The sequence below is a fragment of the Pseudomonas alcaligenes genome (genome assembly GCF_014490745.1).
GTDB classification, from domain to species: Bacteria; Pseudomonadota; Gammaproteobacteria; order Pseudomonadales; family Pseudomonadaceae; genus Aquipseudomonas; species Aquipseudomonas alcaligenes_C.
The window spans coordinates 777,810-789,618 of the sequence record NZ_LZEU01000001.1 but is presented as its reverse complement, the minus strand read 5'-3'; the positions used below and the strand labels follow the sequence as shown (position 1 = coordinate 789,618).

Here is an 11,809-nt window from a genome sequence, read left to right as displayed (position 1 = left end):
TTGAGCCGCGCCGCCGCGTCCGTGATACTGCACCGCGATTTGCGCCCCGTTCTGCCGGTTTTCACGCCATTTTCGGTGAGCGCACCTATTGTTTTTTCAGTTGCACGTGCCGCCAGCAGAGCGGCGAAAAGGGTTCGAGGAGCCACCGCGGATGATGAAAAGGAGCGACTGGATCTGGACCCTGATCGGTTTGCTCGCCGTCGTGCTCTCCTGCTACCTGCTCTACAAGGAGATTCGCACCATCTCCCTGAACGAGCTGTCGCACAGCCTGCATGCCATTCGCGCGCACAACTGGCTGATGGCCGCAGGCGCCACCGCCGGTGCCTACTTCGCCCTGGCCTGGTACGACCGTATCGCCATCGCCCACCTGGGCAAAAAGATCTCCTGGTGGTTCATCACCCTCTGTTCCTTCACCACCTATGCGCTGGCCCACAACATCGGCGCCTCGGTGTTCTCCGGCGCCGTGGTGCGCTACCGGGCCTATTCCAGCAAGGGCCTGGCGCCACCTGAAATCGGCCTGCTGATCTTCTTCTGCTCCTTCACCTTCGCCCTCGGCGCGTTGCTCTGCGGCGGCACGGTGCTGGTCTCGCAACCGCAACTGATCGAGCGCGTGGCCAATGTCAGCCCCTGGCTGTCGGTGGCCCTCGGCCTGTTGATGCTGGGCCTGGTGGCACTCTATGTGCTCGGCTCCTGGCGCCAGTTCAAGCCATGGAAGTGGGGCAAGCTGCATGTCGAATACCCACGCCTGGGCATAGTTGCCCGCCAGTTGCTGGCCGGCCCGCTGGAGCTGGCCTGCGCCGCGGCGATCATCTATTTCGCCCTGCCGGTGGAGAGCAATCCGGGTTATCTGGTGGTGCTCGGGGTGTTCCTCGTCTCCTTCTCCCTGGCGCTGCTGTCCCATGCCCCAGGCGGCCTCGGCGTACTGGAAGTGAGCTTCCTCGCCGCCATGCCGGAACTGCCCACCGCCGATGTGCTGGCGGCGCTGATCGTGTTCCGGGTGTTCTACCTGCTGCTGCCGTTCGCCCTGTCCCTGCTGGTGGTACTGGGCTTCGAATGGACACAATGGGCCAGGCGCCGACGCGGCGACTGAGCCAATCTCCTTTCACCACAGGGTTGTGGTATGCACAGCATCGAGCGGATCTACCCCAAGGATTTCGACCCGCACAGCCAGGATGACCAGCACACCCTGCGCATTCATCTCGAGCGCTACGAGTTCGCCGCCGTCCACCTGCATGGCCCACGGGTGCTCGACATGGCCTGCGGCTGCGGCTACGGCACTGCGCTGTTGGCCGAGCGCCACCCGGACAAGCTGGTCACCGGCGTCGACATCGACCCGGCCGCCATCACCTACGCCCAGCAGCACTACCAGCTGCCCAACCTGCGCTATGTCTGCGCCGATGCAGAGCAGTTCGCCGACAGCACGCCGTTCGACAGCATCGTCAGCCTGGAAACCATCGAGCACCTGCCGCGCCCGCAGCAGCTGATCGCCAACTACGCGCGCCTGCTGGGCAGCGGCGGTCGGGTGATCGCCTCGGTGCCGATTACCCCGACCCTGGACGGTAACCCGCACCACCTGCACGATTTCAGCCGGCGCTCGTTCCTTGCCCTGTTCGGCCAGCATGGCCTGCAGGCGCAGCAGCACCTGGAACAGATCCAGTGGTGGCAGTTCAAGGGCCTGTTCTCGCGGCGCCCGGACAAGGCCAAGCAGCACCGCTCCGAAGGTGTCGGCAATGCCGTGCTGCTGTACTATCGGCAGCACCCGCTGTACCTGTTCGCCCGCCTCGCCGCGATGCTGCGCTACGGCTTCAGCAACCGCTACCTGACCTGTCTGTTCACCCCCAGCAAGCTGCAAAGCTGACCGAGCAGACAATCAACCAAGCCAGTAGCCATATGGCTTTCAGCCCGTATTACTGGCATCGATGGTTACTATCAGAAGGGTCAAATTCTTAATCTTGGCGCGATCCGTAAGATGGGCTCCGTACTCACTTACGCCCCCACGAGGAGCCCAAGATGAACAAGCACATCTTCGCCAGCCTGATCCTGGCCACCCTGACCACCAGCGCCTTCGCCCTGCCGGGCAAAGACCAGCCGCCGCTGATCGAACTGAAGCCAGCCAGCCATGCCACCGTCAATGAAAGCGGCTACGAGCGCACCGGCGGCTCCACCGTGGCCGAAAGCGGTTACGAGCGTACTGGCGGTTCCACCGTCGCCGAAAGCGGTTACGAGCGCACTGGCGGCTCCACCGTGGCCGAAAGCGGCTACGAGCGCACTGGCGGCTCCACCGTCGCTGAAAGCGGCTACGAGCGCACTGGCGGTTCCACCGTGGCCGAAAGCGGTTACGAGCGCACTGGCGGTTCCACCGTCGCTGAAAGTGGTTACGAGCGCACTGGCGGCTCCACCGTCGCTGAAAGCGGTTACGAGCGCACTGGCGGTTCCACCGTGGCCGAAAGCGGTTACGAGCGCACTGGCGGTTCCACCGTCGCTGAAAGTGGTTACGAGCGCACTGGCGGCTCCACCGTCGCTGAAAGCGGTTACGAGCGCACTGGCGGCTCCACCGTCGCCGAAAGCGGTTACGAGCGCACTGGCGGCTCTACTGCGGCATAAGCCAGACGCAAACCAATCAAAAGCCCGGCACCGGCCGGGCTTTTTTACGTCTTCAGCCCACGCTGGGCGCCGGCGGCAGGCGGTAGATCCAGATGCGCTTCAGCACCGTGGCGAACTGCGCCGAGAGTCGCCCGCAGTTGTAGACCTGGCCATAGCGCGCGGCGATCTCCTGCACCTCGACGGCCAGCGCGGCATAGCGCCGGGCCGGCAGATCGGGGAACAGGTGATGCTCGATCTGGTGGCTGAGATTGCCGGTCAGGATGTGCAGCAACTTGCCGCCTGACAGGTTGCTCGACCCGCGCAGCTGGCGCAGGTACCAGTGGCCACGGCTCTCGCCGGCCACCGACTCCTTGGCGAACACTGCTGCCTGCTCGGTGAAGTGGCCGCAGAAGATCACGGTGAAAGTCCACAGGTTGCGCAGCAGGTTGGCCAGCCCATTGCCCGCCAGCACGGCCAGGGCATTGGCGCCGAACGCCAGCGCCAGCAGCGGGAACACCAGGTAGTCCTTGAACCACTGGCGCAACACCTTGGCATTGAACTGGCGCAGCAGCGGGCGTACCTCGTCCCGACTGATCTTGCCCTTGTACAGCTTGTCCAGGCGCAGATGCTGGATCGCCACCGAGTACTGGAATAGCAACGCCTGCAGAGTCACCCACAGCGGCTGCCAGCGGTAGAACGGCTTCCAGCGCTGCTCTGGAAACAGGCGCACCACGCCATAGCCGACGTCGTCGTCCATGCCCAGCACATTGGTCCAGGTGTGGTGTACGTGGTTGTGGGTGTGCCGCCAGAAGTCAGCCGGCCCGGCTATGTCCCATTCATAGGTGCGTCCGGCGAATTCCGGGTCGTTCATCCAGTCGTACTGGCCATGGATGACGTTGTGCCCCAGCTCCATGTTCTCGAGGATCTTGCCGAGTCCCAACAGCAGGCTGCCGAGCAACCAGGTCGGCGGGAACCAGCCGAGCATCAGCAGCGCCCGGCCACTCCAGCAGCACAGCCGCACGGCGCTGCGCACCCGGCGGATATAGCGCGCATCGACCTCGCCGAGGTCGGCCAGGATGCGTTTGCGCAAGGCATCCAGCTCGGCACCGAAGGCGTCGAGCTCGGCTGGGGTCAATTCGCGATCATGGCGCATGGCGGCATCCTGCAAAAGTTTCAGAAACAGGTTTCAGAGATCGATCTGCACATCGCCATGGGGGGCATTGATGCACAGGCGGATGGGTTGCCCCGGTTCGGCGAACAGCTCGCCGTTGCGCAGGTCGCGCACCGTGCCGGCCAGCAGGGTGCAGGTACAGCTGGCGCAGATGCCCTGGCGACAGCCGTGGGCCGGGCGCAGCCCATGGGCCTCGGCCTGCTCCAGCAGGCTGTGCGCGTTGTCGCCCTGCATGGCCTGGCGCGAACGCACGAACTGCAGCTGCACCGCGCTGCCGGGCTCGACGCGGCGCGCCGGGGCAGTGAAAGCCTCGATCTGCAACGGCCCGGCCCAGTAGCTGCGCACCGACTCGACGAAACCGGCCGAGCCGCAGGCCAGCAGGCTGAAACCGTCCAGACCGGCCAGATGCTCGGCGCACAGGCGCCCGACCGGAAACTGCGCGGGCGCCTGCACGCCGGTCAGCGACCAGCTCACCGAGAAATTGGGGTACTCCTGCATCAGCTGACGCAGCTCGCCGACGAAGGCGCACTGCCCAGCCTCGCGCACGTAGTGCAGCAGTCGCACCGGCGCGCTGAAGCCGCGCGCCAGCGCTTCGCGCAGCAGACCGAGCAGCGGCGTGATACCACTGCCGGCCGCCAGCAGCGCAACCCCGCCGGCCTGCGCGGGCCAGTGCAGCTCGCCACCCACCGCGCCCAGCTCCAGCACGCTGCCGACGGCCAGGTGATCGAGCAGGCGGTTGGACAACCGTCCGCCCGGCTGGCGGCGGATCGCCAGCTCGATGCGCCCGCCGGCGCCGACGCGGGTCAGGCTGTAGCTGCGGCTGTGGCGCACGCCATCCAGCACCAGGTACAGCTGCACATGCTGGCCGGCCTTCCAGCCCCGAGCGTTGCCATTGCAGCGCAGGCGCAAGGCGAGCATGTCCTGGCTGACCCATTCGCGCCCTTCGACACGGGCGAATACCCGGTTCAGACGCCAGGTCGGCTGCAGCCAGGCCAGCACGCCGTCGATCTCCGACTCGCGCAGCCAGGCATGGGCCACCAGCCAGCGCAGCGGGCGCAACAGGGGCGCCAAGGCGCGCCCCCAGGCGAGAGGAAAAAGAGTCATGATCGGCCATCCAGTGAACACTTGTACACAAAATGGCAGGCGCAGCCTTATCAGTCAACACTTGTTCACTGAAATACCGGTTCGACGCCCCCAAAGGGCATTTGTTAGAGTGCGGCGCAAACCCGCAGCAGGCCGGAATTTCGAGAGCCCATGTCGCCACGCGCCGAACAGAAACAGCAGACCCGCCAGGCCCTGATGGATGCCGCACGCAGCCTGATGGACAGCAATCGCGGGTTCGACAGTCTCAGCCTGCGTGAAGTCAGCCGCGCCGCCGGCATCGTGCCGACCGGCTTCTACCGGCACTTCGAGGACATGGATCAGCTCGGCCTGGCACTGGTCGCCGAAGTCGACGCCACCTTCCGCAGCACCCTGCGCGAAGTGCGCCGCAGCCAGTTCGAGATGGGCAGCATCATCGAGGCCAGTGCGCATATCTTCCTCGACGCCGTCAGCGCCAACCGCAACCAGTTCCTGTTCCTCGCCCGCGAGCAGTACGGCGGCTCGCAATCGGTGCGCCAGGCCATCGGCCAGCTGCGCCAGCAGATCACCGACGACCTGGCCGCCGACCTCAAGCTGCTCAACCGCACCCCGCACCTCGCCGATGCGGATCTGGACGTCGTCTCCGACCTGGTGGTGAAGACCGTGTTCGCCACCCTGCCGGAACTGATCGACCCGCCTGCCATCCCGCTCCCCGCGCACCTGACCCCGGAAGCCAAGATGACCCAGCAGCTGCGCTTCATCTTCATCGGCGCCAAGCACTGGCGTGGCCTGGGCCGGCGCCCCGAGTAAAGGCACCACAAGAGCGCAGCAAAAGCCACTGCGCACCAAAACAGCACAGCGCCAGCCCCAACTTCTGGCACAGCCCCCGCCCAGACTCTATCCCCGCGCCCTGCACCATCTTGGCAAGCCCCTTGCTCTGCCAATGGCTCCTGTACCTGGCCGGAAATCCCCATGCTGGTGATCCACCACCGTCTCGGCGCCCAGCCGCACTGGGACGAAGAGCTGCACCTGAGCTTCGACGCGCGCAGCAAGAGCCGCCTGCGCTGCTATAGCGCCGCCGGCGAAGATGTCGGTCTGTTCCTCGAGCGCGGCCAGCCGCCGCTGCACGATGGCGACTTCCTGCGTGCCGAGGACGGCCGCATCGTGCGCGTCTGTGCGCGCCCGGAAACCCTGCTGCATGTCACCTGCGCCAGCACCTTCGAGCTGACCCGCGCCGCCTACCACCTGGGCAACCGACATGTCGCCCTGCAGCTGGGCGACGGCTGGCTGCGCCTGCTCGACGATTACGTGCTCAAGGCCATGCTCGACCAGCTCGGCGCCAGCACCTGCGTGATCGAGGCGCCGTTCCAGCCCGAACATGGCGCCTACGGCGGCGGCCACCACCATTCCCATGCTGGCGACGCCGAGTTCAGCTACGCGCCGCGCCTGCACCAGTTCGGCGTGCGCCCATGAACCCTGCCTGGGCCTTGCTCAGGCTGGCCAGCCCGCAGCTGCCGATCGGTGGCTACAGCTATTCTCAGGGCCTGGAAATGGCCGTGGAACAAGGCCTGGTGCACGACCCAGACAGCGCCGAGCGCTGGCTGGCCGACCAGCTGCTGCTCAATCTGGCGCGCTTCGAAGCGCCGCTGCTGCTGGCCCACTGCAACGCGGCCGCCGCGCAGGACTGGGCGCAGCTGAGCGAGCTGGCGGCACGTCATCGCGCCAGCCGCGAAACCCGCGAGCTGGCCCTGGAGAGCCGGCAGATGGGCTACTCGCTCAAGCAGTTGCTCGACGGCCTGCCGGAGCTGGATCAGGCCGCCCGCGCCTTCCTCGCCGAGCAGGGCGAAATCGGCCTGGCCACGGCCTGGGCCCTGGCCGCCCGCGCCTGGCAGATCGCCGCGCAGGACGCCCTGGCCGCCTGGCTGTGGGGCTGGCTGGAAAACCAGCTGGCAGTGCTGATGAAAACCCTGCCGCTCGGCCAGCAAGCCGCGCAGCGCCTGACCTCGCAACTGCTGCCGACGCTGGAGCAGGCGCAGCGCCAGGCCAGCGCACTCGAACCCGCCCACTGGGGCAGCGCCGCCTTCGGCCTGGCCCTGGCGAGCATGGCGCACGAGCGCCAGTACAGCCGTCTTTTCCGCTCTTGATAAGGAAGCTCAGATGAACAGCCAACCCCTGCGTATCGGCATCGGCGGCCCGGTCGGTTCCGGCAAGACCGCCCTGACCCTGGCCCTGTGCCTGGCCCTGCGCGAGCGCTACAACATCGCCGTGGTCACCAACGACATCTACACCCAGGAAGACGCCCAGTTCCTGGTGCGCAACGAAGCCCTGGCGCCGGAGCGGATCATCGGTGTGGAAACCGGCGGCTGCCCGCACACGGCGATCCGCGAGGATGCCTCGATCAACCTGGAAGCAGTGGAGCAGCTCAACCAGCGCTTCCCCGGCCTCGACCTGATCATCGTCGAGTCCGGCGGCGACAACCTGTCCGCCACCTTCAGCCCCGAGCTGTCCGACCTGACCCTGTACGTGATCGACGTCTCCGCCGGCGACAAGCTGCCGCGCAAGGGCGGCCCGGGCATCTGCAAGTCCGACCTGCTGGTGATCAACAAGGTCGACCTGGCGCCCATGGTCGGCGCCTCCCTGGAAGTCATGGATCGCGACGCGAAGAAGATGCGCGGCGACAAGCCGTTCGTGTTCAGCAACCAGAAAGTCGGCCAGGGTCTCGACGAGATCATCGCCTTCATCGAACGCCACGGCATGCTCAGCGCCGCCTAAGGAGACCCTCATGCAAGTACGCAAAGCCCTCTACGCCCTGGCCCTGTTCCTCACCCCGGCTGTGGCCTTCGCCCACCCCGGGCACGACAGCTACGGGCTGCTGGCCGGCGTCGCCCATCCGCTCACCGGCCTCGACCACCTGCTGGCGATGCTCGCCGTCGGCCTGTGGGCCGCGCAGCAGCAGGGCGCCGCACGCTGGGCGCTGCCCGCCACCTTCGTCGCCAGCATGCTGCTGGGCGGCGTGCTGGGTTTTGCCGGGCTGCAGATTCCCTTCATGGAAACCGGCATCGCCGCCTCGGTACTCGCCCTCGGCCTGCTGGTCACCGTGGCCGCGCGCCTGCCGCTGAGCCTGGCCTTGGGCATGACCACGCTGTTCGCCCTCAGCCATGGCCTGGCCCACGGCCTGGAACTGCCGGAACTGGCCAGCCCCTGGAGCTATGCCGCCGGCTTCGTCGCCGCCACCGCGATTCTGCATGCCAGCGGCTATGCCCTGGTGCGCAGTCTGCCCCGAGCGGCCGCGCCACTGGTGCGCCTGGCTGGTGCGGCCTCGGCTGGGGCAGGGGTCTGGCTGCTGGCCGGCTGAGCCCACCATTGGCTCCGGGCCGCGCGCAGTGGCAAGGCGCGCAGCCCGGCTGCGCGGAAAACTGGCGCCGCCACCAGCGAGCATGAAACGGCAACAGCCCCTAAACTGGCAGGGTCACCTCCTGTCAGGTTTCGCCCATGTCCCCGCGCCTTCGCGCCCTGCTGGTTCTGCTGATGCTCTGCGCGGCACCGCCGACTTGGGCCGGGCAGGCGCCGAGCAACGAGATCACCTGGCACATGAGCCCCTGGCCAGGACTGATCAATATCCGCAATGGCCAGCCAGACAACGGCATCATCGTCGACCTGCTGCAGCAGATCACCCAGCGCCTGCCCGACTACCAGCACCGCTACAGCATGGCCAACCTGACCCGTGGCCTCGAACAGCTCAAGCGCGAATCGCTGAGTTGTTTCCTGCCGGCCTTCCCCACGCCCGAGCGTGCCGAGCACGGTTATTACGTCGGCCTGTTCGCCACCATGCCGCACCAACTGGTGGTTCGTACCACGGACGTCGAGCGGATCCGTGCCGGCCAGGCCGAGATTTCCCTGCAGCAACTGCTGCATGAGCGCAACCTGCGTGGCGGCCTGGTGCTCGACCGCAGCTACGGCCCGGTGCTCGACCCCTTGCTGCAAGCCGCTGATGTGCAGGCGCAACTGCTGCGTATCCAGACCAGCAGCGCCGGCAGCAACCTCTACGGCATGCTCGAGCACGGGCGCATCGACTACCTGCTGGACTACGCCGAGGTCGTCCAGTACGTGCAGCGCCAGCAGGATTTCGCCCGTGACCTCAGCCTGCTGCCGCTGCAGGAAACCAGCACGCCCTATGTCAGTGGCATCTACTGCAGCAAGACCGCCGAGGGCGCCGAACTGATCCGCCGCATCGATACCATCGCCCGCCAGCCCGAGGTCATCAGCCACTTCATCGCCGCGCAGAAAGCCTATGTGCCGCCCGCTACCCTGCATCACTACCAGGCCTGGATAGACCGCTTCTTCGCCCAGCGCGCGCAGCAGGATCTGACCACGCTGCCGCACTGAATCGCTCTATCGCCACCATCGAGACAATCAACCGGCACGGCACCCGCCGCCCGCCTAGTATCAAGGCAGACAACCGAGGAGCGACTCCGATGAACGTCCACGACCTGCTGCGCTGCCTGCTCGCCACCTATGCCGCCGGCGCCAGCGGCAACTGCCCCCACGAGCTGGCCTGATCGCTCGCGGGGCTCTACTCTGGGCGCCTTTGTTCCCCGGGAGAGCCCCATGCAACTGCAATCCGTCTGCGTCTTCTGCGGCGCCAGCACCGGCAGCCAGCCGATCTACGCCGAAGCCGCCGCCCTGCTCGGCCGCACCCTGGCCGAACGCGGCCTGACCCTGATCTACGGCGGCGGCGCGGTCGGACTGATGGGCATAGTGGCGGACGCCGCCCTGGCTGCCGGCGGCCAGGTCATCGGCATCATCCCGCAAAGCCTGGAACGCTCGGAAATCGGCCACAAGGGCCTCACCCGCCTGGAAGTTGTCGACGGCATGCACGCGCGCAAGGCGCGCATGGCCGAACTGGCCGACGCCTTCATCGCCCTGCCCGGCGGCCTGGGCACCCTGGAAGAACTGTTCGAGGTGTGGACCTGGGGCCAGCTCGGCTACCACGGCAAGCCCCTCGGCCTGCTGGAAGTCAACGGCCTGTACCGCCAGCTCGGCGCCTTCCTCGATCACCTGGTCGGCGAAGGCTTCGTCCGCCCGCACCACCGCGCCATGCTGCACCGCAGCGAAAACCCCGTGGAGCTGCTCGACCAGTTGGGCCAGTGGCAGGCCGACGTGGCGCCCAAGTGGCCGGCCGGCAATCCGGGCTGAGCAGCAGTAGCCTGACAGGGCAACGGCGGCATGTTACATAAGGCCTCCCTCAGCACGGATGCCGAACCAGTCCCATGCCCATACTCGCCCTGCTTCTCATCGCCTGCCAGGTTGTCTGCGGTCTGCACGTCGTGCGCAGCGGCCAGGAACGCTACTGGCTGTACCTGATCATCGCCCTGCCCGGCCTCGGCTGCCTGATCTACGCCCTGGCCATCATGCTGCCGGACATGCTCGGCAGCCGCAGCGGCCGCCGCGCGGTCAACCAGCTGCACGACCGCCTCGACCCGCAGCGCCATCTGCGTGCCCTGCGCGCCGATCTGGAAATGAGTGATACCCGCGAAACCCGCGTGCGCCTGGCCGACGAGCTGCTACGCCTGGATCAGGCCGAGGAAGCCGCCAGCCACTACCAGACGGCCCTGCGCGGCATCCATAGCCACGCCCCGGACATCATGCTCGGCCTGGCCCGCGCCCAGTTCGCCGGCAATGCCGCCGGCGCCTGCCGCACCACCCTGGAACAGCTGATCGAACACAACCCGCAGTTCCGCTCGGCCGACGGCCACCTGCTGTATGCCCGCGCCCTGGCGCGCCTGGGCGACAGCGCCAAGGCCGAAGAAGAGTTCCAGGCCCTGGTCGCCTACTTTGCCGGGCCCGAGGCGCGTCTGTACTACGCACAGTTGCTGCGCCAGCTGGGCCGCAGCGACGAGGCCCACAACCTGCTGACCCAGATCGCCGACTACGCCCGCCGCGCGCCCCGCCACTACCGCAACCTGCACCAGGACTGCCTGGGCGAGGCCCGGCGTGAGCTGCAGGAGCTGGAGCAAGCCCAGCAGCAGCGGGCCTAGCCGCCGCTCTGCTGCACTATCACCATCTGCGCCGGCATCGGCGCCGGGAAGCCGGCCTCGCCCAGGGCGTCCTTGATCACCTTGTTGGTGTCGAAATAGACCTGCCAGTAGTGGTCGGTATGGCAGTAGGGACGCACCGCCAGCACCGGCCCGACCAGGTTGAACTCGAGGATTTCCACATCCACCGCCGGCGCGCCCAGCACGTTGTCGATGGCCGCGATGCGCTGCTTGAGCAGGGCCACGGCGGCCTTCCAATCGGCGGCGCCGGACAGCTGGGCCTGCAGATCGACCCGGCGGAAGGCGTTGTGCGAGTAGTTCTGGATGTTGTCGGAGAATATCTTGTTGTTGCCCACCAGGGTCAGCACGTTGTCCGGGGTGTTGATCGCGGTGACGAACAGGCCGATCTCGGTGACCGTGCCGGTGACCCCGCCGGCGCAGATGAAGTCGCCGACCTTGAACGGCCGCAGGACGATGATGAAGCCGCCGGCCGCCAGGTTGGCCAGCAGCCCGGACCAGGCCATGCCGATGGCCAGGCCGACTGCGGCGATCAGCGCGGCGAAAGTGGTGGTCTGCACCCCGAAGTAGCCGAGGATGCCGATCACCAGGAGGATGTTGAGGGTCACCGTGATGAAGTTACCCAGGTAGCGCAGCACGGTAGGATCGACTTTCTGCCGGCCCAGGGCCTTCTGCACCAGGCCGACGGCGAAGCCGATCAGCCAGCGGCCGATCACCCAGAAGGCAATGGCGGCGAGGATCTTCACGGCGAAGGCGGCACCGTAGGTGGTGACCAGTTCCAGTAACTGGTTGGCCTTGGCGGTACCGGCACTGAGCAGAGCGTTTTCTTCCATGATGGGTTACCTGCAAAAAGTGGCTGACCCGAAGAACGCTAGCACGCCTGACGCCGCCTACCCGGCGCTCTTTAGTAATACTGCCTAGG

14 protein-coding genes are annotated in these 11,809 nt (G+C 66.8%); 11 read left to right on the top strand and 3 right to left on the bottom strand.

From position 1 onward, the window contains the following. Positions 1 to 151: 151 nt before the first annotated feature. The 3 genes from A9179_RS03540 to A9179_RS22870 all read left to right on the top strand — a co-directional run bounded on the left by A9179_RS03540 (position 152) and on the right by A9179_RS22870 (position 2,604). Positions 152 to 1,090 carry a lysylphosphatidylglycerol synthase transmembrane domain-containing protein gene (locus tag A9179_RS03540; RefSeq protein ID WP_187804481.1) on the top strand — a complete coding sequence of 313 codons (939 nt, stop codon included), beginning with the start codon at positions 152 to 154 and terminating at the stop codon, positions 1,088 to 1,090. A gap of 30 nt (positions 1,091 to 1,120) precedes the next feature. After that, on the top strand, positions 1,121 to 1,858 hold the full coding sequence (locus A9179_RS03535; protein WP_187804480.1) for a class I SAM-dependent methyltransferase: 738 nt from the start codon (positions 1,121 to 1,123) through the stop codon (positions 1,856 to 1,858). Positions 1,859 to 2,010: 152 nt separating this feature from the next. After that, entirely contained in the window at positions 2,011 to 2,604 is a 594-nt protein-coding gene (locus A9179_RS22870) for a heme utilization protein (RefSeq protein WP_223123164.1), read from the top strand. Positions 2,605 to 2,656: 52 nt separating this feature from the next. Here A9179_RS22870 and A9179_RS03525 read toward each other — a convergent pair whose 3' ends face one another. Together A9179_RS03525 and A9179_RS03520 are read right to left on the bottom strand one after the other, a co-directional pair. Continuing rightward, complete coding sequence (locus tag A9179_RS03525; protein ID WP_187804479.1) at positions 2,657 to 3,736, bottom strand: fatty acid desaturase family protein; 1,080 nt, start codon at positions 3,734 to 3,736, stop codon at positions 2,657 to 2,659. Between the two features lie 33 nt (positions 3,737 to 3,769). After that, positions 3,770 to 4,858, bottom strand: coding sequence for a flavin reductase family protein (locus tag A9179_RS03520; RefSeq protein WP_187804478.1), 1,089 nt, complete (start codon positions 4,856 to 4,858; stop codon positions 3,770 to 3,772). Between the two features lie 150 nt (positions 4,859 to 5,008). On the opposite strand from A9179_RS03520, the gene fabR reads away from it, so the two are divergent. The 8 genes from fabR to A9179_RS03480 all read left to right on the top strand — a co-directional run bounded on the left by fabR (position 5,009) and on the right by A9179_RS03480 (position 10,872). Continuing rightward, complete coding sequence (gene fabR / locus A9179_RS03515; protein ID WP_187804477.1) at positions 5,009 to 5,644, top strand: HTH-type transcriptional repressor FabR; 636 nt, start codon at positions 5,009 to 5,011, stop codon at positions 5,642 to 5,644. 162 nt (positions 5,645 to 5,806) lie between these two features. Then, positions 5,807 to 6,307, top strand: a complete 501-nt coding sequence (gene ureE / locus A9179_RS03510; protein WP_187804476.1) for an urease accessory protein UreE — start codon at positions 5,807 to 5,809, stop codon at positions 6,305 to 6,307. Further along, positions 6,304 to 6,978, top strand: coding sequence for an urease accessory protein UreF (locus tag A9179_RS03505; RefSeq protein WP_187804475.1), 675 nt, complete (start codon positions 6,304 to 6,306; stop codon positions 6,976 to 6,978). The genes ureE and A9179_RS03505 overlap by 4 nt, the downstream gene beginning before the upstream one ends. A gap of 13 nt (positions 6,979 to 6,991) precedes the next feature. Then, a complete protein-coding gene (ureG, locus tag A9179_RS03500; RefSeq protein ID WP_187804474.1) occupies positions 6,992 to 7,606 on the top strand; it encodes an urease accessory protein UreG in 615 nt (204 codons plus the stop codon). Positions 7,607 to 7,616: 10 nt separating this feature from the next. Then, on the top strand, positions 7,617 to 8,189 hold the full coding sequence (locus A9179_RS03495) for a HupE/UreJ family protein (protein WP_187804473.1): 573 nt from the start codon (positions 7,617 to 7,619) through the stop codon (positions 8,187 to 8,189). 137 nt (positions 8,190 to 8,326) lie between these two features. Continuing rightward, positions 8,327 to 9,220: a hypothetical protein gene (locus A9179_RS03490; protein WP_187804472.1), complete on the top strand. Its 894-nt coding sequence runs from the start codon at positions 8,327 to 8,329 to the stop codon at positions 9,218 to 9,220. Positions 9,221 to 9,442: 222 nt separating this feature from the next. Beyond that, complete coding sequence (locus A9179_RS03485; protein WP_187804471.1) at positions 9,443 to 10,030, top strand: LOG family protein; 588 nt, start codon at positions 9,443 to 9,445, stop codon at positions 10,028 to 10,030. A gap of 74 nt (positions 10,031 to 10,104) precedes the next feature. Beyond that, a complete protein-coding gene (locus A9179_RS03480; RefSeq protein WP_187804470.1) occupies positions 10,105 to 10,872 on the top strand; it encodes a tetratricopeptide repeat protein in 768 nt (255 codons plus the stop codon). Here the strand turns inward: A9179_RS03480 and A9179_RS03475 are convergent. Beyond that, a complete protein-coding gene (locus tag A9179_RS03475) occupies positions 10,869 to 11,720 on the bottom strand; it encodes a mechanosensitive ion channel family protein (protein WP_187804469.1) in 852 nt (283 codons plus the stop codon). The genes A9179_RS03480 and A9179_RS03475 overlap by 4 nt on opposite strands. Positions 11,721 to 11,809 lie beyond the last annotated feature (89 nt).

Coding starts and splice junctions, on each gene's coding strand:
- A9179_RS22870 (WP_223123164.1), top strand. CDS start 2,011: ATGAACAAGCACATCTTCGCCAGCCTGATCCTGGCCACCCTGACCACC.
- A9179_RS03525 (WP_187804479.1), bottom strand. CDS start 3,736: ATGCGCCATGATCGCGAATTGACCCCAGCCGAGCTCGACGCCTTCGGT.
- A9179_RS03535 (WP_187804480.1), top strand. CDS start 1,121: ATGCACAGCATCGAGCGGATCTACCCCAAGGATTTCGACCCGCACAGC.
- A9179_RS03520 (WP_187804478.1), bottom strand. CDS start 4,858: ATGACTCTTTTTCCTCTCGCCTGGGGGCGCGCCTTGGCGCCCCTGTTG.
- A9179_RS03485 (WP_187804471.1), top strand. CDS start 9,443: ATGCAACTGCAATCCGTCTGCGTCTTCTGCGGCGCCAGCACCGGCAGC.
- A9179_RS03540 (WP_187804481.1), top strand. CDS start 152: ATGATGAAAAGGAGCGACTGGATCTGGACCCTGATCGGTTTGCTCGCC.
- ureE (WP_187804476.1), top strand. CDS start 5,807: ATGCTGGTGATCCACCACCGTCTCGGCGCCCAGCCGCACTGGGACGAA.
- A9179_RS03475 (WP_187804469.1), bottom strand. CDS start 11,720: ATGGAAGAAAACGCTCTGCTCAGTGCCGGTACCGCCAAGGCCAACCAG.
- A9179_RS03480 (WP_187804470.1), top strand. CDS start 10,105: ATGCCCATACTCGCCCTGCTTCTCATCGCCTGCCAGGTTGTCTGCGGT.
- fabR (WP_187804477.1), top strand. CDS start 5,009: ATGTCGCCACGCGCCGAACAGAAACAGCAGACCCGCCAGGCCCTGATG.
- A9179_RS03495 (WP_187804473.1), top strand. CDS start 7,617: ATGCAAGTACGCAAAGCCCTCTACGCCCTGGCCCTGTTCCTCACCCCG.
- A9179_RS03505 (WP_187804475.1), top strand. CDS start 6,304: ATGAACCCTGCCTGGGCCTTGCTCAGGCTGGCCAGCCCGCAGCTGCCG.
- ureG (WP_187804474.1), top strand. CDS start 6,992: ATGAACAGCCAACCCCTGCGTATCGGCATCGGCGGCCCGGTCGGTTCC.
- A9179_RS03490 (WP_187804472.1), top strand. CDS start 8,327: ATGTCCCCGCGCCTTCGCGCCCTGCTGGTTCTGCTGATGCTCTGCGCG.